The organism is Blautia sp. MSJ-19 (assembly GCF_018918125.1).
GTDB lineage: Bacteria > Bacillota > Clostridia > Lachnospirales > Lachnospiraceae > Blautia_A.
Map to the genome: position 1 here is coordinate 1 of NZ_JAHLQA010000031.1, position 21,136 is coordinate 21,136.

Consider the following 21,136-nt stretch of genomic DNA (forward strand, 5'->3'; position numbering starts at 1 on the left):
GCATGAGCGGTATTCACTAGAACAAAAACTCAATATAAGTAAAAAAGATAAAACAGCACTATCGCATTGTAAAAAGCAGTTACGCTTGATTGCTATTGAACAACAAAAAATGCTTGCGGCGTAATACTTTTTATACCTAAAGGGAATTTACACACAAAAAAGGACTTGACCATCAAAATGAAAAAATTCAGATTGGATTAGAAAGTTAAATTTGTCTGGAGTGCGAACTGAGAGCGCACATAAAATCACTGGAAGGTTCGCACTATAAAAAATCTTAAAAACTCTATAAATAAAATTGACAAAGTAAAAAAATGATGTAAGAAACAATTATTAAATGAAAAATTGTATTATATATACAAAAATATAGAGTTAAATTTGTTTGATTTTGCTGTCATTCCCCACGCGGGAACGTGGATTGAAATATTTAATTTAAGATCATCTTCTTTTATAAACATTGTCATTCCCCACGCGGGAACGTGGATTGAAATAAAGAAAAAATGCTGGGTAAATGTTGGGGGCGGTCGTCATTCCCCACGCGGGAACGTGGATTGAAATATACTCAGCAAGTTTCTTGCAAGCCTCGTACAAGTCATTCCCCACGCGGGAACGTGGATTGAAATTCCATTTGACCTTACAACCCTGACCGGCCTTGACTGTCATTCCCCACGCGGGAACGTGGATTGAAATTCCGCAAGGACAGGCTGCTTCCGTCTCCTGGATCGTCATTCCCCACGCGGGAACGTGGATTGAAATTGAAGAAGAATGCAGGAGACGGTTCGCAGGAAGGTCATTCCCCACGCGGGAACGTGGATTGAAATTGATGCAGGAGAGCTCTCTTGTACACCTCGCGGGCCGTCATTCCCCACGCGGGAACGTGGATTGAAATAGACCTCTATGGATGGAGGCGTGGAGACCACGAAGTCATTCCCCACGCGGGAACGTGGATTGAAATCATGTCTGCTGAGGTCCAGCAGACCATCAAGAACGTCATTCCCCACGCGGGAACGTGGATTGAAATTCATATAAGTCTGTGGTATCTATGTCCCACTCTTTGTCATTCCCCACGCGGGAACGTGGATTGAAATTGAATGATGCCTGTCAGGATCATCTGGATCAGTGTCATTCCCCACGCGGGAACGTGGATTGAAATCCATCTCTGTGATCCTGATGATTACGAATCCCAGTCATTCCCCACGCGGGAACGTGGATTGAAATATCAAACTCTCGTCGATGTTTTCTTGCACTACGCCGTCATTCCCCACGCGGGAACGTGGATTGAAATCAATTATCGGAGTAAGAAAAACAGTCGGCGGGACGTCATTCCCCACGCGGGAACGTGGATTGAAATTCTTCGCGTAATCATTTCCCTTAATTCGATCATGGTCATTCCCCACGCGGGAACGTGGATTGAAATTTGTGTCGGGTCCTAAAAACTGTTTATATGGCGTCATTCCCCACGCGGGAACGTGGATTGAAATGATCATATGCAGGATATCCAGATATCCGTTATTGGTCATTCCCCACGCGGGAACGTGGATTGAAATCTGCTTTTTGTGATGCTGAAGTTGTTGTTCCTGTGTCATTCCCCACGCGGGAACGTGGATTGAAATATTGTGATCGTATTTGCAGAATCTCGGCTTTTTGTCATTCCCCACGCGGGAACGTGGATTGAAATTGATGTATTATTGGCACTATTTAAGATGGCGGGCGGTCATTCCCCACGCGGGAACGTGGATTGAAATATTTTTGATTGCAGCTGATAAGACCATCGACATTGGTCATTCCCCACGCGGGAACGTGGATTGAAATTTGGAAGATATAATAAAAAACTCAAAAAATATGGTCATTCCCCACGCGGGAACGTGGATTGAAATGATGATTCAGTAAAGCCAGAGGAACGGCTGGAGGTCATTCCCCACGCGGGAACGTGGATTGAAATAAGCCTGGGAGGAGTAACATTTACCAGAAAAACAAGTCATTCCCCACGCGGGAACGTGGATTGAAATCATGTTCTTTTCCTCCTCATATTTTTCATGGTTGTCATTCCCCACGCGGGAACGTGGATTGAAATAATAAAACAGAGTATGAGAAATACTATCGTGCAAGTCATTCCCCACGCGGGAACGTGGATTGAAATTACCTCTGAGCTTTCTGGCATCTGAAAAATAGTTGTCATTCCCCACGCGGGAACGTGGATTGAAATCCTCGTTGTCTTTAGCTGTTAATCCTCTGGTATGTCATTCCCCACGCGGGAACGTGGATTGAAATAAATTCTTCGTGTAGATCATCCATGAACCCTAACGTCATTCCCCACGCGGGAACGTGGATTGAAATTCCATTTGACCTTACAACCCTGACCGGCCTTGACTGTCATTCCCCACGCGGGAACGTGGATTGAAATTCCGCAAGGACAGGCTGCTTCCGTCTCCTGGATCGTCATTCCCCACGCGGGAACGTGGATTGAAATAAGACTGGTCCTGGAAACGCTGAAAGCTTTTACCTGTCATTCCCCACGCGGGAACGTGGATTGAAATATATAAATGGCTTATACAAAGCCAGGCAATCACTGTCATTCCCCACGCGGGAACGTGGATTGAAATCGTTGAAGTTGCCCCAGGCAAAAAAGCCAATGACGTCATTCCCCACGCGGGAACGTGGATTGAAATCGTTGAAGTTGCCCCAGGCAAAAAAGCCAATGACGTCATTCCCCACGCGGGAACGTGGATTGAAATCTTGGAGTAAGTGCTGGTCTTGCAGATACAGTGGTCGTTCCCCACGTGGGAACGTGGATTGAAATATCATTACAACACATTCATCGAATGGCATAGTCAGTCGTTCCTTACATGGGAACGTGAATTAAAGTAGGAGAAAAACGTATGAAATATCTAGCACATCGAGAGAAAGAAAGAGAACAACTATTATTAGACCACCTAACCGGAACAGCTGAAAAAGCAAGAGGTTTTGCGGAAGCCTTTGGTAAAGGTGAATGGGGATATTGCTGTGGAATGATGCATGATCTGGGAAAATACAGCGAGAAGTTTCAACGACGGGTTCGGGGCGAGAAGATAAAAGTAGATCATGCTACAGCAGGAGCGAGAGTTTGTCTGGAGCTGGGAGGAATGTATCCATTTCTGGAATACTGTATTGCAGGTCATCATGCTGGTTTACCGGATGATGGTGGAGACAGCGATGCAGGAAATTTCCCAACTCTAAAAGGGAGAAGAAAGAAAAAAATAGAAGATTTTCAAGCATATGAAAAAGAAGTTCATATTCCAGAATTAAAGACAGTACCTATTGACATAAATAAAACTAAAAATGCAGAGTTTTCTTTAAGTATGTTTATGCGAATGCTGTATTCCTGCCTTGTAGATGCAGATTTTCTCGATACCGAAGAATTTATGACAAATGGAAATACCGGACGGCAACGGGGAGAAAGTATGCCACAGCTTTTAGAAAAACTGGAGCAACATATCGCAGGATGGCTTGAAAATAAAGAACCTGAAAGTGTAAATGGCAGAAGGACAGAAATCTTGAGAGCATGTCTGGAAGCCGGAGAAAAAGAAAAGGGACTTTTCCGCCTGACTGTGCCGACTGGTGGAGGAAAAACAATTGCATCATTGGCGTTTGCATTAAGACATGCAGTAAAACATAATATGGATCGAATCATTTATGTGATTCCATATACCAGCATTATTGAACAAAATGCAGAAGTTTTTCGCAAAAAACTGGGAGATCAGAATGTGCTGGAGAATCATTACAACGTGGATTATGAGAGCACAGAAGAATTGAAACCGATGCAATTAGCTTCCGAAAACTGGGACAAACCAGTAGTAGTTACTACAAATGTACAGTTTTTTGAATCTTTGTTTGCAAATAAGTCATCGAAATGCAGGAAACTTCACAACATGGCAAACAGCGTGATCATATTTGATGAAGCGCAAATGCTGCCGAATGATTATCTGAAACCATGTTTGGCTGCAATAGAAGAACTGGTAGTGAATTACGAGGCAACAGCAGTATTGTGCACGGCAACACAGCCAGCCTTAGATCCATTTTTTAAAAATATAAGACAGATTACAGAACTTTGTCCAAGAATGGAAGATCAGTTTAAATTCTTCAAGAGAGTGCATTTTGAAAGCATCGGAAAACTGTCAGAAGAAGCACTGCAAAGCTTCCTCCTGAAAGAAAAACAGGCATTGTGCATTGTGAATACAAAGAAAAGAGCACAGAAAATATACCGTGAACTAAAGGGTGAAGGCGTTTTTCATTTATCTACAAGTATGTATCCAAAACATCGAAAACGTGTATTAAAACAGGTAAAAGAGAGTCTGGTCAATAAAGAAAAATGTATCCTTATTTCAACCAGTTTGGTGGAAGCTGGTGTAGACTTGGATTTTTATACGGTGTACAGACAAATCGCAGGAATAGATTCTATGATCCAAGCGGCGGGAAGATGTAACCGCGAGGGTGACCGGACGGCAGAAGAAAGTAAAGTTGTGATTTTTCAATTTGAGGAAAGTGAAAAAGTTCCAGGACAGCAATTGCAGATTGATATTTCTGAGAGTCTGCTTGCGGATGAATGTAAAATCGAAGATTTAGAAACTGTAACAAAATATTTCCAAATGCTTTATCATGTGCGAGGAGAAAGTCTGGATAAAAAGAAAATCTGCGAAGAATTAAAAGGTGGACTACATAACTTTGCCAGAGTCGGAAAAGAATTCAGGTTGATTGAGGAAAATACGAAGACAATTTTTATAAACAGAGAAGAGGAAGCACAGGAAATATTGCAGGATCTTAAGCTGAAAGGATTTACAAGATCAGGAATGAGACGGGCCACACAATACTGTGTAAATGTCTATGAGCAGGAGTTTGATAAGTATAATGGTGCTGGTATGCTTCGACCTGTTTCAGAAGATATTCAGGATTTTTACGTGCTGACCGATTCAGAACAATATTCCGAGGAGACAGGACTAAATCTGGATATTGATTATGGAATGGCCCTCTATGTATAAAAATATATTGAGATAGAATGGGGAGCTAAAAGTATTTAACTGCTTTTAGCTCCCCATATTTAGATTATTATAACTAAAGTTATTATTTCAATCCACAGGATAGTTCCTGACTTATATAAAGTATAATATAGACTTATATAGAATTCAATAAATTTAGATATAAATAATTTGAAGATGAGTATTGTATATTCTATATAAGTATAGTATATTTAAGATATTAGATGAATATAAAAGATAATTTATCGATATAATTATAATTTACAGAAAAAGGAGTTCCATATGATTTTATATCACGGAAGTAAAGAAATCGTAGAATATCCGGAAATCAGGAGAGCCAGATTCAACAAAGATTTCTATTTTGGCTTCTATTGCACAAACATTGAAAAGCAAGCCGAGCGTTGGGCAACAAGATATGGAGAGAAGGGATATATTAATAAATATGAATATACAGCAAACACGGAATTAAAAATCCTTAAATTTGAAAAAATGACTGAAGAATGGCTGGATTTTATCATTGCCTGTCGAAACGGACAATCTCATTCATATGATATCGTAGAAGGTCCAATGGCAGATGATACAATCTACAACTATCTGCAGAACTATCTGGATGGCAAAATTTCAAGAGCTGCTTTCTGGGAACTGGTAAAATTCAAATATCCGACACATCAGATCAGTTTTCATACAATTCAGGCATTAGACACACTTAAATTTGTAGGAAGCGAGGTTGTATATGGCAGCGAAAAATAATAATAATCTTTTCTTTACCTGCAGTCTGATTGAATATATGGGAAGACTGGAGAAACAGCCTCGTTCCAAAATTGTAGATTATCTTGGCAGGAAAAATCTACAACAAATTTATAAATACGCAGATGTATTTCACTGTGAACCAATAGAAAAAGTGGCTACAGAATTTATTGAACGATGTGGAATTACAGAGGGCGATTTTGATAATGTGTCAGCATGTAAGTATACAGTTCCTGATTATTGGGATATTGGAGAGGTATATGAGCGGCTGATCGAGGATATATATGGTGATGTCGAGATTGAAAAGGGAATTTGGGAAATTTATCATTCCTGGATAGACCGGCACATTTCGGATTACAATACGGATTTTTATTATCAGTCAAGAGAGTATATAGCGGCATGCTATAAGGCTGGAGAAATATTATAGCACAGAAAAGAGGAATTGCTTATGGGTATGGGGGTAAAGGTCAGAGTCTGGGGAAGTTATGCTTTGTTTTCCAGACCAGAAATGAAAGTGGAACGATGTTCCTATGATGTAATGACACCGTCAGCAGCACGAGGAATTCTGGAAGCTGTTTACTGGCATCCTGGTATGCGTTGGGTTATTGACAAAATTTACGTAAAAAAACCAATCAAGTTTACCAGTGTGCGGAGAAATGAAGTAAAAAGTAAGGTGTCAGCAAGCAAAGTACTCGAATCTTATAATGGTGGGAAGAAACCGTTGTACTTAAGTACGAAAGAAGAAATTGTACAGAGGGCATCATTACTGCTGAGTGATGTGGAGTATGTTATTGAAGCTCATTTTGAAATGACTGAAAAAGCGAATGAAACAGATAATCCGGGAAAGTTTAAAGACATTATCATGAGAAGGCTGAGAAGGGGAGAATGTTACCATATGCCATATTTTGGATGTCGTGAATTTCCAGCAAATTTTGAATTATGTCAGGAAGAAGAAATTTGTACGGCATATGATGATGTGGATGAGAAAGACCTTGGATTTATGCTGTATGATTTTGACTATTCAGACAAAGAAAATCTCATGCCGATGTTTTTCAGAGCAATTATGAAGCAAGGGGTGATAGACTTGCGGAATTGCGAGGTGGTTCGATGATACTGCAGGCGTTGATGGAGTATTATGAAAATTTAGCAAAGCAGGGAAAATTGCCGAGACAAGGATGGTGCCAGGCGAAGGTTTCCTATGGAATCAATTTGTCTAAGAATGGAGATATAAAAAATATAGTCTGGCTCAAAAGAGAAGAACAAATGGGAAAAAAACAGAGTTGGATTCCACGGCCCATGACAGTCCCTGCAATGGTAACACGTTCTTCTGGAGTTTCATCTAATTTTTTATGTGATAATTCAAAATATCTGCTTGGCATTGATAAAGATGGTACTGGAAAACGAATTCAGGAATGTTTTGAAGCAGCGAAAGAAAGACATTTGAATTTATTACAGAATGCTTCTGGTGAAATGGCTCAGGCTATCTGTGCTTTTTTTCGTAAATGGAATCCGGAGAAAGCAAAAGAAAATCCAGGTGTTATGGAAAAATGGGAAGACATTACAGATGGCGGGAATCTTATTTTCTGTATGAACGAAAAATATGCACAGGATGACGATGAAATTGGACAGATATGGGATAACAACAATAAAGAAAATGTGTCTGATGCAGGAGGGATCTGTCTGGTAACAGGAGAAAGAACAGAGATCTCGAGAATCCACAGAAATATAAAAGGTGTTCCAGGGGCTCAGTCGAGCGGCGCAGCACTGGTTTCTTTTAATGCACCGGCATTTGAATCCTATGGAAAAGAACAGAGCTATAATGCCCCTGTTGGAAAATATGCCGAGTTTGCATATACAAGTGCGCTGAATTATCTTTTGGCGCAAAGAAAATATACATTTTCTATTGGAGATTCAATGATTGTCTATTGGGCAGAAGCGGCAAAACAAGAGTATCAGGATGTGTTATTGGCACTGTTAAATCCAGTAAAAGACAATCAGGAAGAAATTCATAATATTTTTGAGAATCTCAAAAATAACAGACCAGTTGTGGTTGATGATATAGAGTTAAATCCATCGCAGAAATTTTATATTTTGTGCCTTGCACCTAATGCAGCCAGATTATCAGTGAGATTTTTTTATCAGAATTCATTTGGAAATATTATAAAAAATCTGGCACAGCATTATGAGCGGATGAAAATCATAAGACCAAGCTGGGTTGATTATGAGTATCTTGGCGTGGATGATATGCTTAAGGCAACTGCAAATCTTAATTTCAAGGATAAAAGACCTGTTTCGAATATGGCGGCAATGGTTCTTTCGGCAATTTTGCAGGATGCCAGATATCCTGCGAGTCTGTATACAGATACGTTGATTAGAATACGGTCGGAGCAGGGAAGAGTTACGTGGGAAAGAGCTGCAATCATAAAAGCATATATGATAAAAAATTACAAAAATATGGAGGGGGCTACATATATGGGATTAAATGAAGAAAGTACAGATACAGCGTATGTGTTGGGACGATTATTTTCTGTTCTGGAATCTATTCAGATAGATGCAAATCCAGGAATAAAGTCTACAATTCGGGATCGATATTTTAACTCAGCATGTGCTACACCGGCATCGGTATTTCCAGTACTGATTAAATTAAAAAACAGCCATATCAAGAAATTGGAAAGGGAAAAAGAACGCTCAAAGATATATTATGAAAAGCTTCTGACAGAGATTATGAATAAGCTTGAAATATATCCCAAACGCTTGTCTTTGGAAGAACAGGGAAAATTTATTCTTGGTTATTACCATCAGATGCAGAAAAAATATGAAAAACGGGAGGAAAAATAAATGAGTGAGGTTATTAAGAACAGATACGAGTTTGTAGTTTTGTTTGACGTGGAAAATGGTAATCCAAACGGAGATCCAGATGCCGGAAATATGCCTCGAATCGATCCGGAAAGTGGACTGGGACTTGTTACAGATGTCTGCCTGAAAAGAAAAATCCGAAATTACGTAGAAACTGTAAAGGAAGATGAACAGGGCTATAAAATTTATATTAAAGAAGATGTACCGTTGAACCGCAGTGACAGAACAGCATGTGAAAGTGTTGGAATAAAAGACACAGAAGATAAAAAGGTTACGGAAGCCTTAAAAAAATTGAAAAAAAGTGATCTGGATGTAGACTTGAAACTGAGAAATTACATGTGTGAGAATTACTACGATATTAGAACCTTTGGAGCTGTTATGACTACATTTGTAAAAGCTTCTCTGAATTGTGGACAGGTACGGGGACCAGTTCAGATTGGATTTGCAAGAAGTATTGATCCGGTAATCAGTCAGGAAGTTACAATTACCCGTGTGGCAATTACAACAGAAAAAGATGCAGAGAACAAGAGTACAGAAATGGGAAGAAAAAGTATTGTTCCGTATGCATTGTATCGTGCGGAAGGATTTATTTCTGCGAATCTGGCACGAAAAACGACTGGTTTTACAGAAGAGGATCTGGAACTTCTGTGGGATGCGATTATAAACATGTTTGAAAATGATCATTCTGCGGCACGAGGAAAAATGGCAGTGCGTGAACTGATCGTATTTAAACACAGCAAAGAACTGGGAGACTGTCCGGCATATAAATTATTTGAGGCAGTTGAGATAACACGAAAGGAAGAAATCGAATATCCAAGAAAATATCAGGATTATATTGTTGAAGTGCATAACGATAAGATTCCAGATTCTGTAGAAGTGAAAAGGATGATCTGATGGAGTATACAGAAGACGATTATCTGATGATATCAGGTATACAGCATTTTAAATTTTGCAGAAGGCAATGGGCGTTGATCCATGTAGAACAGCAGTGGTCTGAAAATGTTCATACAGTGATCGGAGAATTAATGCACAAAAAAGTACATGATCCCTATCTGACAGAAAAACGTAAAGATACGATTCTGGTTCGGGCATTGCCGGTTTCGTCAAGAACTATGGGAGTAAGCGGAGAATGTGACCTTGTGGAATTTCATAAATGTGAAGATGGGATACGGCTCTATGGTCATAGAGGGACGTATTTGATTTATCCGGTAGAGTACAAAAAAGGAAAAGCAAAGTCAACAGATGCGGACAGACTGCAGCTTGCAGCACAGGCAATGTGTCTGGAAGAAATGTTTTCCACAACGGTATCAGAAGGGGCACTTTTTTATGGAGAAACAAGACGTAGAGAAGTGGTTGAATTTACGGATGATCTGCGGAATGAAGTCAGAGATATGTTTGAGGAGATGCACCAGTATTTTAGAAGAGGATATACTCCAAAGGTGAAAACAGGAAAAATGTGCAGTTCCTGTTCACTGAAAGAACTTTGTCTGCCGAAATTAAACAAACCTGTTTCTGTGAAGTCATATATAGCACAGATGCTGAAGGAGGAAGAAACATGAAAAAACTTTTGAACACATTATATGTAACTTCTGAAAATAGTTATCTGGGGCTGGACGGAGAAAATATTGTTGTTTTTGAAGATAATAAAGAAAAGGGACGGCTTCCATTACATAATCTGGAAGGAATTGTTTCATTTGGTTATCGCGGAGTAAGTCCTGCTTTGATGGGAGCCTGTGCAGAAAGAAATATCTCTCTTTGTTTTATGACGCCGCAGGGAAAATTTCTGGCAAGAGTAACAGGAAAGACAAGAGGAAATGTGCTTTTGCGAGAACAGCAGTATGCAAGTTGCATGGATTCGGCAGTCAGTCTGGAAATTGCAAAAAATTGTATTCTTGGAAAGGTGTATAATGCAAGATGGGTTCTGGAACGCTGTGTCAGAGATCATGAGATGCAGGTTGATGCAGATAAAATAAAAATGGCATCGGGAAAATTAAAACATGCGTTAGAATTGATACAGGCATGTGAATCGAAGAAGCAGTTGAGAGGATTTGAAGGAGAGGCGGCCAGTGTTTACTTTGGAGTTTTTGACGAAATGATCTTACAGCAGAAGAAAGATTTTGTATTTCAGGGAAGAAGTAAAAGACCTCCAATGGACAATATGAATGCAATGTTATCTTTTGTATATACTTTACTGACAAATACGATCGCCGCCGCTCTAGAATGTGTAGGTTTGGATCCTTATGTGGGATATCTTCATACAGAAAGGCCAGGAAGAGTTTCGCTTGCGTTGGATATGATAGAGGAATTACGAGCAGTGCTGGCAGATCGTTTTGTACTGACTTTGGTAAATAAAAAGATTGTGAGTGGGAAGAATTTTACCAGAAAAGAAAATGGTGCAGTGCTGATGGATGATGAACTTCGCAAACGGTTATTGACAGAGTGGCAGAACAAAAAGAAGGAAACTATTACACATCCGTTCCTGAAGGAAAAGGTGGAATGGGGAATGGTTCCGTATGTGCAGGCGATGCTTCTGGCAAGATATCTGAGAGGCGACTTGGACAGTTATCCGGTATTTTTATGGAAATGAGGTACTGTTATGTTAGTATTGATTACATATGATGTAAATACAGAAACGAATGCAGGGAAGACACGTCTGCGTAAGGTAGCAAAGCAATGCACAAATTATGGAAGAAGAGTACAAAATTCTGTTTTTGAGTGTATTGTGGATAATGCGCAGTGTGTTGAATTAAAGGCAATATTGTCTGATATTATCGATAAGAATTTGGACAGCCTTCGCTTTTATTATCTGGGAAATAATTATCAGACAAAGATAGAACATATCGGAATAGAACGAGGGATTGCAGCAGATCAGTTTCTGCTTTTATAAAGTGCGAACCAAAAGCATACAGAAAATCCCTGGGAGACTCGCACCATAAAAAACTTAAAAAAGCGTACGAAAGAAATGAATAAGATAAAAAATTCAGAAAGAAGGAGTGATGTAAAATGCAGATTTGTAATACCTATACAAAAGTATAGGTAAAAACTTGTTGAAATTTGCAGTCGTTCCCCACGCGGGAACGTGGATTGAAATTTCGCAAACGTACCGGATTTCCGAAAGATCTTCTTGTCGTTCCCCACGCGGGAACGTGGATTGAAATGGTACATGATAGATCAGCTTTAATTCCGGGTGTCTGGTCGTTCCCCACGCGGGAACGTGGATTGAAATTGCCGGAAGTTCCAACACTGCTGCCGCTTTCCCGGTCGTTCCCCACGCGGGAACGTGGATTGAAATTTAAATGTTGCTTATGATCTTTCCAGTTCCGTCCGTCGTTCCCCACGCGGGAACGTGGATTGAAATCCCCTACGGGGGAAAATATTTAAAAAAGTTTTTCGTCGTTCCCCACGCGGGAACGTGGATTGAAATAGCAGGGCACAACAACAATCCGAAGATAGCAATTCGTCGTTCCCCACGCGGGAACGTGGATTGAAATCTAAAAAATGAGCTACATTTAGAAATCAGTCCCGTCGTTCCCCACGCGGGAACGTGGATTGAAATAATGTAAATGCTATTCCTCTCCTGTCGGAAACGTCGTTCCCCACGCGGGAACGTGGATTGAAATATGTAAAAATCAGTGCATTGGGGCTGACAAAGGGTCGTTCCCCACGCGGGAACGTGGATTGAAATATGGAAATACTGTTTTTGAAGAACAGTAGAGCGCTCGTCGTTCCCCACGCGGGAACGTGGATTGAAATTTATCCGATCACTGGAACGATGCCACAGGAGAAGTCGTTCCCCACGCGGGAACGTGGATTGAAATGATAGAACGTTTTGCTGAGATCTGGGATGGTACGTCGTTCCCCACGCGGGAACGTGGATTGAAATTGTGCGGGCGTATCGTTGATCGACTGTGCCATCGTCGTTCCCCACGCGGGAACGTGGATTGAAATATGGAAATACTGTTTTTGAAGAACAGTAGAGCGCTCGTCGTTCCCCACGCGGGAACGTGGATTGAAATTTAATATAAGACTGCATCTGCGTTACGGTAGCTGGTCGTTCCCCACGCGGGAACGTGGATTGAAATTGATGTACATACCGGATATCCTCGATCACATCAAGTCGTTCCCCACACGGGAACGTGGGTTGAAATAGAAGGAATAACGCCTGCTCATTTTTTGTCCCCGCGTCGTTCCCCCGTGGGAACGTGGGTTGAAATACCGATACAGTATATACCCACCCGACAACATCTGGGTCGTTCCCCCCGCGGGAATGTGGATTGAAATATAATAATGTGATGGTGTACCCTTATCGGGTGCTACGTCGTTCCCACGCGGCTATACATGAAGTATATATACTGCTGTTATCATTGAATGTGCGAAAATTTTTTTATGCAAAAGTTCTTATATGGCTGGGGTGCATCCGACCTTTCAACAAAAAGAAAAGCCATTTTTGAACATTGCAAAGCAACAATGCATATGTTATAATGCCATTAAGAAAAAGAAATGGTAAGTCCATGTGGGACAAAAAGAATGAAAGCCCTTGGAGCTGCAACTCCTTGGGCTTTCTTCTCGATTAATTATAGTGGACAATTAATGATTACAATACAGAACAAAATGAATTAGAAAAGAAAATATAGCATTTTATTAAAAGGAGCACCGCACATGAACGAGTTACTAAATAAAATCCGCACTCAAAATGCCACTGCATTTACCCACAGCGGCAAATTTCACGCAGATGACGTTTTTTCATCTGCACTGTTATTATATTTGAACCCGGAGATCACGATCACACGTGGCAACTGTGTGCCAGATGATTTCGACGGGATTGTTTTCGACATCGGCAGAGGAAAATACGACCATCACCAGAAAGACAGCAGGATCCGCGAGAACGGCATTCCATACGCAGCATTCGGTCTTCTGTGGGAGGAACTTGGTCCGGAAATTCTCGGTGAAGAGCTTGCGCAGAAATTTGATGAATCTTTTGTACAACCATTGGATAACAATGACAACACCGGAGAGAAAAATGAGCTTGCAACACTGATTGGAAACTTTAACCCAACCTGGGATGCCGAGGGCGGTAACGATGAAGCTTTTTTTCAGGCAGTCAGTGTGGCTGGGATGATCCTGGAAAACAAATTTGAACGATACAGAGGCAACGAACGTGCTGACAAACGAGTAGAAGAAATTTACACCCGACATCAGCAGGCATTTCATGACAGAGAAAAACACAGAGATGATGCAAGAATCCTCATTCTTCCGGAGTTCGTTCCCTGCCAGAAATTCCTTTCCGAAACACAGATTGCCTTTGTGATTTTTCCATCAAACAGAGGCGGCTACTGCATCCAGCCTCAGAAAAAGGAATACTCCATGAATTACAAATGCAGTTTTCCGTCAGAGTGGCTTGGTCTCGAACACGAAGAACTGAAAGAGATAACCGGTTTGAAAACAGCAGGATTCTGTCACAAAGGCGGTTTCCTCATGACGACCGATGAGCTTGCGGATGCAGTACAGGCATGTAAAATCAGCATGGAGCATTTTCATGAAAAACCAATTCTGGTAAGTCTGGGAGGTGCACCGGAATATGACGAACTTTTGCATCAACTGCCAAAACTGCAGGCAACCGAAATTATTCATCTTGATTTCCCAACCTGTCCGGAACTTGAAATTCAGGGAACCTATGCTGAAATCACTATGGAAAAACAGGAATGGAAAGCCCAGGTTAAAGAGCAGGTCAGAAAAATCCTGAAATACAAACCAGAAGCTGTTTTTGTCGGAGAAAATCTTTTTGCAGCTTATCCAATCGTGCATGCACTTCGGAAGAAACATATCCCGGTTCTTGTGCAGGCAGAAAAAGATGGGCAGAAACTGATTGTACGAATTCCGTCCGGATCATAATAAAAGAAACTCAGAATATGTATTTTGCAGGAATACAGTGTATTAATATAGAAGAAACAAAGGGGAAAACGAATATGGAGAAAAAATGGTGGAAAGAAAGCATCGTATATCAAATTTATCCAAAAAGTTTTAACGACAGTAATGGAGATGGGATTGGAGATATCAGAGGAATCATACAGAAACTGGATTACCTGAAAGAACTTGGTGTAAATGTGCTGTGGATTTCTCCTATGCTTGAATCTCCACAGGATGACAACGGCTACGATATTTCTGATTATCAGAAAATCTACAAAGATTACGGAACAATGGGAGATTACGAAGAACTGCTTGCCGAGGCACACAAACGCGGCATCAGGATTCTGATGGATCTCGTAGTCAACCACACTTCCGACGAACACAACTGGTTCATCGAAAGTCGCAAGTCCAAAGACAATCCGTATCGTGATTACTATATCTGGAAAGACCCGGCAGGTGGAAAAGAACCAAATAACTGGGGCGGTGTATTTGGCGGTTCCGCATGGGAATATGATGCGCAGACCCAGATGTATTATCTGCATCTGTTTTCAAAGAAGCAGCCAGATCTCAACTGGGAAAATGAAAAGGTTCGTCAGGAAGTTTATGATATGATGAATTTCTGGTGTGAAAAAGGAATTGATGGATTTCGCATGGATGTGATCAGTATGATTTCCAAAGATCAGGCATTTCCAAATGGTGAAGTACATAACGGATTGTATGGTGATTTCAATCCATATTGTGTACATGGTCCGAGAATTCATGAATTCCTTCAGGAAATGAATCAGGAAGTCCTTTCCAAATATGATGTGATGACAGTTGGAGAGACTTCCGGCGTGACAATTGAGGAAGCACAGAAGTATGCAGGTGAAGGCAGAAATGAACTGAATATGGTATTTCAGTTTGAGCATGTAGAAGATGCCTGCGGGGATTATGGAAAATGGACAACTGCCAAATTTGATTTTAAAGATTTCAAACGTATCATGATCAAATGGCAGGAAGAGCTCAAGGGCAAAGCATGGAACAGCCTGTTTCTTGGAAATCACGACCAGCCGAGAAGTGTCAGCCGTTTTGGAAATGACAATCCGGCATACAGAGAGACTTCTGCAAAAATGCTGGCGACCTGCCTTCATATGATGCAGGGAACACCGTACGTATATCAGGGTGAAGAACTTGGCATGACAAATGTTTATTTTGATAAACTGGAAGACTATCGCGATATCGAAAGTCTTAATATTTATAAAGAACTGACCGAAAACGGAATTATGACACCGGAATATATGATGAAATGCCTGATGCTTCGAAGCCGTGACAATGCGAGAACTCCGATGCAGTGGGATACTTCTGCACAGGCAGGATTTACAGATGGTAAACCGTGGATTAAAGTGAATCCGAACTACAAAGAAATCAATGCGGACCAGCAGCTGAAAGATCCGAATTCCATTTTCCATTACTATCAGAAGCTGATTCGCCTGCGTAAAGAAAAAGACATTATTGTTTATGGTGAGTTTGAGGCTCTTTACCGTAATGATGACCAGATCTTTGCCTACACAAGAAAACTGGATCAGGAAAAACTTTTGACTGTCTGCAATTTCAGCGACAAAGATGCAGAAGTAGAAGTACCAGAAGAATTCAAAGGTGCAGAATGCCTGATCACAAACCTCGCCAGAAAAGCATTCGAAGGAAAAATTGTTCTGAAACCATATGAAGCATTTGTATTATATAAATGAGAAAGAAAATTGTTGAAATCTGAAAAGGTAAATATAGGTAAATAAAATCAGGGCTGACAGTCGAAGAATGGATTGTCAGCCTTGGTTTTTGCAAGAAATCGATTTTATAAAAAGTTTCGTTGACGAAGTATGAATGGTCTGTTAGACTTAGAACAAAAAAGACTATACCGAAAAGGATGTACAAGAACATAATACAGCATTAGGACGGTTAATGCATGACCTTCATTGTAAAAATGCAGATGAAATGTACAGTGAAGTTCTGGCACAGCGAGTATCTGAATTAAAAGAGTCTGAGAAAGGAAGCGACAATATGTGTGAAGCACTAGAAAAACTTATTCAAGAAGGAGAAGCCAGAGGTGAGCTACGGGGAATAGCTGAGGGTGAAAGAAAAAAAGCAAAGGAAATTGCAAAAAGGCTCAGTCAAAAAGGGATGTCTGTGGCGAAAATTGCCCAGATTCTTAAAGAAGACGATGAAAATGTGGAAAGCTGGTTGATGGAAAAATAACAAGCTGCAAAAGAAGCTTGACAGGAAATGCTTCTTTTTGATAAAGAAAATATAAAATCAGGGCTGACAGTCGAAGAATGGATTGTCGGCCTTAGTTTTTGTGCAAATCCGTCATGCAATGTTCAACCATGATTAAAACGTGCAAAAAACAAGAATTTTGTTGAAAAGTTGCATGAACAATATATAATAAAATATATGGCTGAGCGCGAGAAAAATCAGAAAAATGCTCAACAAAATGCTATATTTATGCAGATTTAAGGGTTGGACAGACATCTGAGTATGAAAGAGGAGGATGCAACATGAGAAAGAAGATACTGAAAAGCCTGATGCTCACGCTGGTGAGTGCCAGCCTGGTTACAACGGGTAGCAGTGTCACGACATTTGCAGCTGAAATTGAGGAATTCAGCGACAGTCTGGATCTTGATGCAGAAGAAATAAATGTCGATGGAGACATATCGGATACTACTGATGTAGAAGAATCGACTCAGGAAGCAGATACTGCAGAAGAGCCTGAGATTGAAGTGCAGGATCCGGAAGAAGAGAGTGAGACTGCACAAACCGGTGATGGAGTTGAAATGGATATGTTTTCAGATGGCGAATCTACCACAGAGGAGGAAATGCCATCAGGTGGCACGGCCAATTCCTTTATCATTGAAGGAACTGTTTTAAAGCAATATACTGGCAGCGGTGGGCAGGTAGAAATCCCGGCGGGAGTCACCGAAATTGCAGATTATGCTTTTGCGAACTGCACAGGTGTTCAATCCGTCTGGATTCATAGTGGTGTAACCAAAATTGGTTATCGTGCTTTTTCAGGTTGTACGGGCCTTAGAACTGTTACACTTTATGGAGTAAAAACTATTGGAGAATATGCTTTTGCAGACTGTACCGGACTTGGAACGGTAACACTTGATGAAGGGCTGAAAACCATTGGTGCATATGCTTTCCAGGGATGTACAGCAATGAAATATATTGCAGTTCCAGCTACCGTTACATTGATTGATGCGTTTGCTTTTGATGGTTGTACAGCATTGAAAGATATAGCATTGCAGAAGGGTTTGCTGGAGATTGGCAGATCTGCGTTTTCGGGTAGTGGATTGGAGTATCTTACAATTCCGAAAACGGTTACTTCTGTGGGGAATAGTGCATTTCAGGACTGTAAGAGTCTAAAAAAGGTAAATGTCCTGGGAGGTGACTGGCAGGTAGGAGATTACTGTTTTAAGGATTGCGAAAATTTACAAGAGATTAGATTTGAAAATGGAATCAGGGAAGAAATCGGATATGAGGCCTTTCAAAACTGTAGTTCGCTGGGAACGATTACGCTCCCTGCAAATATAACAAAGATTGGCGAGTATGCGTTTGATAACTGCCAGCGTCTGAAAACGAATATTCCATCAAAAATTAAAACAATCCAAGGCAGGGCATTCAGAAACTGTGCGGCATTGACAACAGTGACGCTGCCAGATACGCTTACGGAGATAGGTGCTTCTGCGTTTGAGAATACAGGGATTACCAGTGTAACGATTCCGTCATCCGTTACAGATATGGGATCTTATACATTTGGAAATTGTGAGAACCTGGTTCGTGCAACGGTATATGCATCTGCTGTTTCAAAGAGTTGTTTTGAAAACTGCAATTCATTGCAGACAGTTGTGGTAGGGACAGGAGTAACAGATATACAATACGGAGCTTTTTGTAACTGTACTTCACTTACCAGCATATACATTGCGAGCACAGTAACTATGATAGGAAGTTATGCATTTCAGGACTGTTCGGCATTGTCCGAGATTTATTTTCCAAGTAGTGTGACCAAGATTTCTGACAGGGCAATGCTTGGCTGTAAGAATCTGAAAAAAGCAGTAATTCCAGAAAGTGTAACGGTATTAGAGGCACATATTTTTGGTGATTCACCAAATGTGACGATTTATGGAGCCACAGGATCTTTTGCAGAAAATTATGCAAAAGAATATGGAATCCCTTTTGTAAACAGTATGCCGGCGCAGCCGATCGCAGTTACTTTCGGTAAAGATAAAGATTCGGTGACAGCCGGAGATACGGTACGTCTGTGGACTCAGGCATTGGGAGGCAGCGGATATTATGTCTATAAGTTCTGGATCAGCGATACAAATAATCAAAACTGGAAAGTTCTGCGCGATTATGGAAAGAGTAGTACGTATACCTGGACTTCGGAGGGCAAAGGTAAGAAACATCTGTATGTAGATGTCAAGGACAGCAATGGAACGGTAAAAAGAGCCGGAATTGTGCTTGAAGTAAAAAATAATCCATTGACAGCAAGTCTGAATACGAATCCTTCAGGAAATGCATTGATCGGAAGTCAGGTAAAACTGACTGCAGGTGCAGGCGGAGGAAGCGCCAGCTATGTCTATAAGTTCTGGATCAGTGATGCAAACAACCAAAACTGGAAAGTCCTGCGTGATTATGGAAAAAGCAATACGTATATCTGGACAGCAGATACGCTTGGAAAGAGAAACTTCTATGTAGATGTGAAAGATGGAAACGGGACTGTAAAAAGAGCTGGAATGGTTCTTGATGTAAGAAAACCAGTAACGGCAAGTCTGGGTGCAAGTCCATCAGGAAGTGCGGTAAAGGGAAGTCAGGTGAAACTGACAGTGAATGCAAGTGGAGGAACCGGAAGATTTTTCTATAAGTTCTGGATCAGTGATGCAAATAATCAGAACTGGAAAGTTCTGCGTGATTATGGATCGAGCAATGCATACATCTGGACTGCAGATAATGTTGGAAAGAAACATTTTTATGTAGATGTGAAAGATGGAAACGGGACTGTAAAAAGAGCTGGAATTGTATTTGAAGTGAAAAACAAGGCATTGACAGCAAGTCTGAGCATAAGCCCGTCAGGAAGTTCCGTAAAAGGAAGTCAGGTGAAACTGACAGCGAATGCAGGTGGAGGAAGTGGAAGTTTTTCCTATAGATTCTGGATCAGTGATGCGAATAATCAAAACTGGTACATGCTGAGAGATTATGGAAAGAGCAGTACATATACCTGGACTACGGGAATTGTTGGAAAGAAACACCTGTATGTAGATGTGAAAGACAGCAGCGGAACTGTAAAAAGAGCCGGAAGCGTATTTGAAGTGAAGAACAAGGCATTGACGGCAAATCTGAGTGCAACTCCGTCAGGAAGCGCAGTCAGCAAGTCAAAGGTAATTTTGAGAGCAAAAGCAAGTGGAGGAACCGGAAAGTATACGTATAAGTTTCTGATTCGTGATGCCAAGGGAAACTGGTATAAGATTCGGGATTTTGGAACCTCTTCGACTTGTACATGGGTTCCAGGCACAACTGGTAACAAAACCTTATATGTAGACGTAAAAGACAGTAACGGAACGGTAAAAAGAGCTTCCCTTTCCTTTAAAGTCAGATAAAAAGAAGATGAACTGAATAAATGCGATATCTCAGGGGCTGCCAATTTTCGGCAGCCCTTGCTTAAAAACTGGTTGCTAACATATTGCAACAAACACAACTACAGTATTATTTGACTGTTTGAAGAAGCAACAATAAAAATACATGGATATACAAGACACAGCTCATAAAAGGGCAGGTGTCTTTTTTTATTGGTCAAATAAAAAAAGGTTAGTTATTGTGGAGAAAGAAAAAATATACTAAAATAAAAACAGAACGTGTCGAAAAATGTGAAAAACATACAAGGATGGATGTTGAAACATAGCAGGATCGGTGAATGTGCAAGTGGAAAAGATTACGCTTAAAATCTAAATAGCACCGAAAATTCATATGTTTTTTTGCACAAAGGAGGAACTGTGTATGAAAGGGAAAAAATGGGGGCTTGTACTGCTCATCTGCATGCTCTTTATGCTGCCAACGGTCGTGTTGGCGGGCAGCCAGGGACAGGATACAAAACGAACGCTGAAAGAAGCAGAGACGAGCATGTCTGTGCAGGAAAGTGCGGCGGCTGATGATGCGGAGTATGATTTCCAGGAGGATGTGATCGAGGTACCGAAGGAGGAAGAGGTCTCTATCAGTGGTGATGGAACAGAAACGGAGGTCACGATTCAGGATTCCGATGTAGAAATCGAGGAGGGAGATACCTTTGTGGTATATCAGGATTCCCTCCCGATCGCATATAAGGCAGAAAAAGTTGAGGCCCAGGACGGAGATTCCGTCATTCAGGTTTCACGTGCCGGGGATGATGCGTATGGAGAGCTTGGTGATCAGCAGGGAACATTGCGTTTGAATGCTTCGAATACAGAATTTATTCCTGCTGAAAACGTAAACGTCATAACAGATACATTTTCGGCAGGCACAGTGGACACCGGGAATACCAGGCTGGAGTATAAAGACGGACAGATCGTGCTTTCTACATCACTGAACGGCTCTTCGGTGAAGATGGGGCT

At 41.0% G+C, this 21,136-nt stretch carries 14 protein-coding genes and 2 CRISPR repeat arrays; all 14 genes read left to right on the forward strand.

The window, feature by feature from the left end:
- The first annotated feature begins 390 nt into the window (after window positions 1–390).
- Window positions 391–2,797: a CRISPR direct-repeat array (repeat unit 32 nt; unit sequence GTCATTCCCCACGCGGGAACGTGGATTGAAAT).
- A 79-nt stretch (window positions 2,798–2,876) separates the two neighbouring features.
- Complete coding sequence (cas3, locus tag KQI91_RS10530) at window positions 2,877–5,012, forward strand: CRISPR-associated helicase Cas3' (RefSeq protein WP_216392736.1); 2,136 nt, start codon at window positions 2,877–2,879, stop codon at window positions 5,010–5,012.
- A gap of 279 nt (window positions 5,013–5,291) precedes the next feature.
- Entirely contained in the window at window positions 5,292–5,759 is a 468-nt protein-coding gene (locus KQI91_RS10535) for a DUF3990 domain-containing protein (RefSeq protein ID WP_216392737.1), read from the forward strand.
- Window positions 5,743–6,183: a hypothetical protein gene (locus KQI91_RS10540; protein WP_216392738.1), complete on the forward strand. Its 441-nt coding sequence runs from the start codon at window positions 5,743–5,745 to the stop codon at window positions 6,181–6,183. The genes KQI91_RS10535 and KQI91_RS10540 overlap by 17 nt, the downstream gene beginning before the upstream one ends.
- Window positions 6,184–6,204: 21 nt before the next feature.
- Entirely contained in the window at window positions 6,205–6,867 is a 663-nt protein-coding gene (gene cas5c, locus KQI91_RS10545; RefSeq protein ID WP_216392739.1) for a type I-C CRISPR-associated protein Cas5c, read from the forward strand.
- Window positions 6,864–8,594 (forward strand): type I-C CRISPR-associated protein Cas8c/Csd1, encoded by a 1,731-nt coding sequence (gene cas8c / locus KQI91_RS10550; RefSeq protein WP_216392740.1) that lies wholly within the window; start codon window positions 6,864–6,866, stop codon window positions 8,592–8,594. The genes cas5c and cas8c overlap by 4 nt, the downstream gene beginning before the upstream one ends.
- Complete coding sequence (cas7c, locus tag KQI91_RS10555; protein WP_216392741.1) at window positions 8,595–9,506, forward strand: type I-C CRISPR-associated protein Cas7/Csd2; 912 nt, start codon at window positions 8,595–8,597, stop codon at window positions 9,504–9,506.
- A complete protein-coding gene (gene cas4, locus KQI91_RS10560; protein WP_216392742.1) occupies window positions 9,506–10,171 on the forward strand; it encodes a CRISPR-associated protein Cas4 in 666 nt (221 codons plus the stop codon). The genes cas7c and cas4 overlap by 1 nt, the downstream gene beginning before the upstream one ends.
- On the forward strand, window positions 10,168–11,199 hold the full coding sequence (gene cas1c / locus KQI91_RS10565; RefSeq protein ID WP_216392743.1) for a type I-C CRISPR-associated endonuclease Cas1c: 1,032 nt from the start codon (window positions 10,168–10,170) through the stop codon (window positions 11,197–11,199). Before cas4 ends, cas1c begins: the two co-directional genes overlap by 4 nt.
- A 9-nt stretch (window positions 11,200–11,208) precedes the next feature.
- Window positions 11,209–11,499 carry a CRISPR-associated endonuclease Cas2 gene (cas2, locus tag KQI91_RS10570; protein ID WP_216392744.1) on the forward strand — a complete coding sequence of 97 codons (291 nt, stop codon included), beginning with the start codon at window positions 11,209–11,211 and terminating at the stop codon, window positions 11,497–11,499.
- A 172-nt stretch (window positions 11,500–11,671) separates the two neighbouring features.
- A CRISPR array of direct repeats spans window positions 11,672–12,760; the repeat unit is 32 nt; unit sequence GTCGTTCCCCACGCGGGAACGTGGATTGAAAT.
- A 511-nt stretch (window positions 12,761–13,271) separates the two neighbouring features.
- Complete coding sequence (locus KQI91_RS10575) at window positions 13,272–14,504, forward strand: MYG1 family protein (RefSeq protein ID WP_216392745.1); 1,233 nt, start codon at window positions 13,272–13,274, stop codon at window positions 14,502–14,504.
- A gap of 74 nt (window positions 14,505–14,578) precedes the next feature.
- Window positions 14,579–16,246, forward strand: coding sequence for a glycoside hydrolase family 13 protein (locus KQI91_RS10580; protein WP_216392746.1), 1,668 nt, complete (start codon window positions 14,579–14,581; stop codon window positions 16,244–16,246).
- A 211-nt stretch (window positions 16,247–16,457) separates the two neighbouring features.
- Window positions 16,458–16,751: a hypothetical protein gene (locus KQI91_RS10585; RefSeq protein ID WP_216392747.1), complete on the forward strand. Its 294-nt coding sequence runs from the start codon at window positions 16,458–16,460 to the stop codon at window positions 16,749–16,751.
- Window positions 16,752–17,050: 299 nt separating this feature from the next.
- A complete protein-coding gene (locus tag KQI91_RS10590; protein WP_216392748.1) occupies window positions 17,051–20,149 on the forward strand; it encodes a leucine-rich repeat protein in 3,099 nt (1,032 codons plus the stop codon).
- Window positions 20,150–20,546: 397 nt separating this feature from the next.
- On the forward strand, window positions 20,547–21,136 hold a 590-nt coding region (locus tag KQI91_RS10595), incomplete at its 3' end, for a hypothetical protein (protein WP_216392749.1).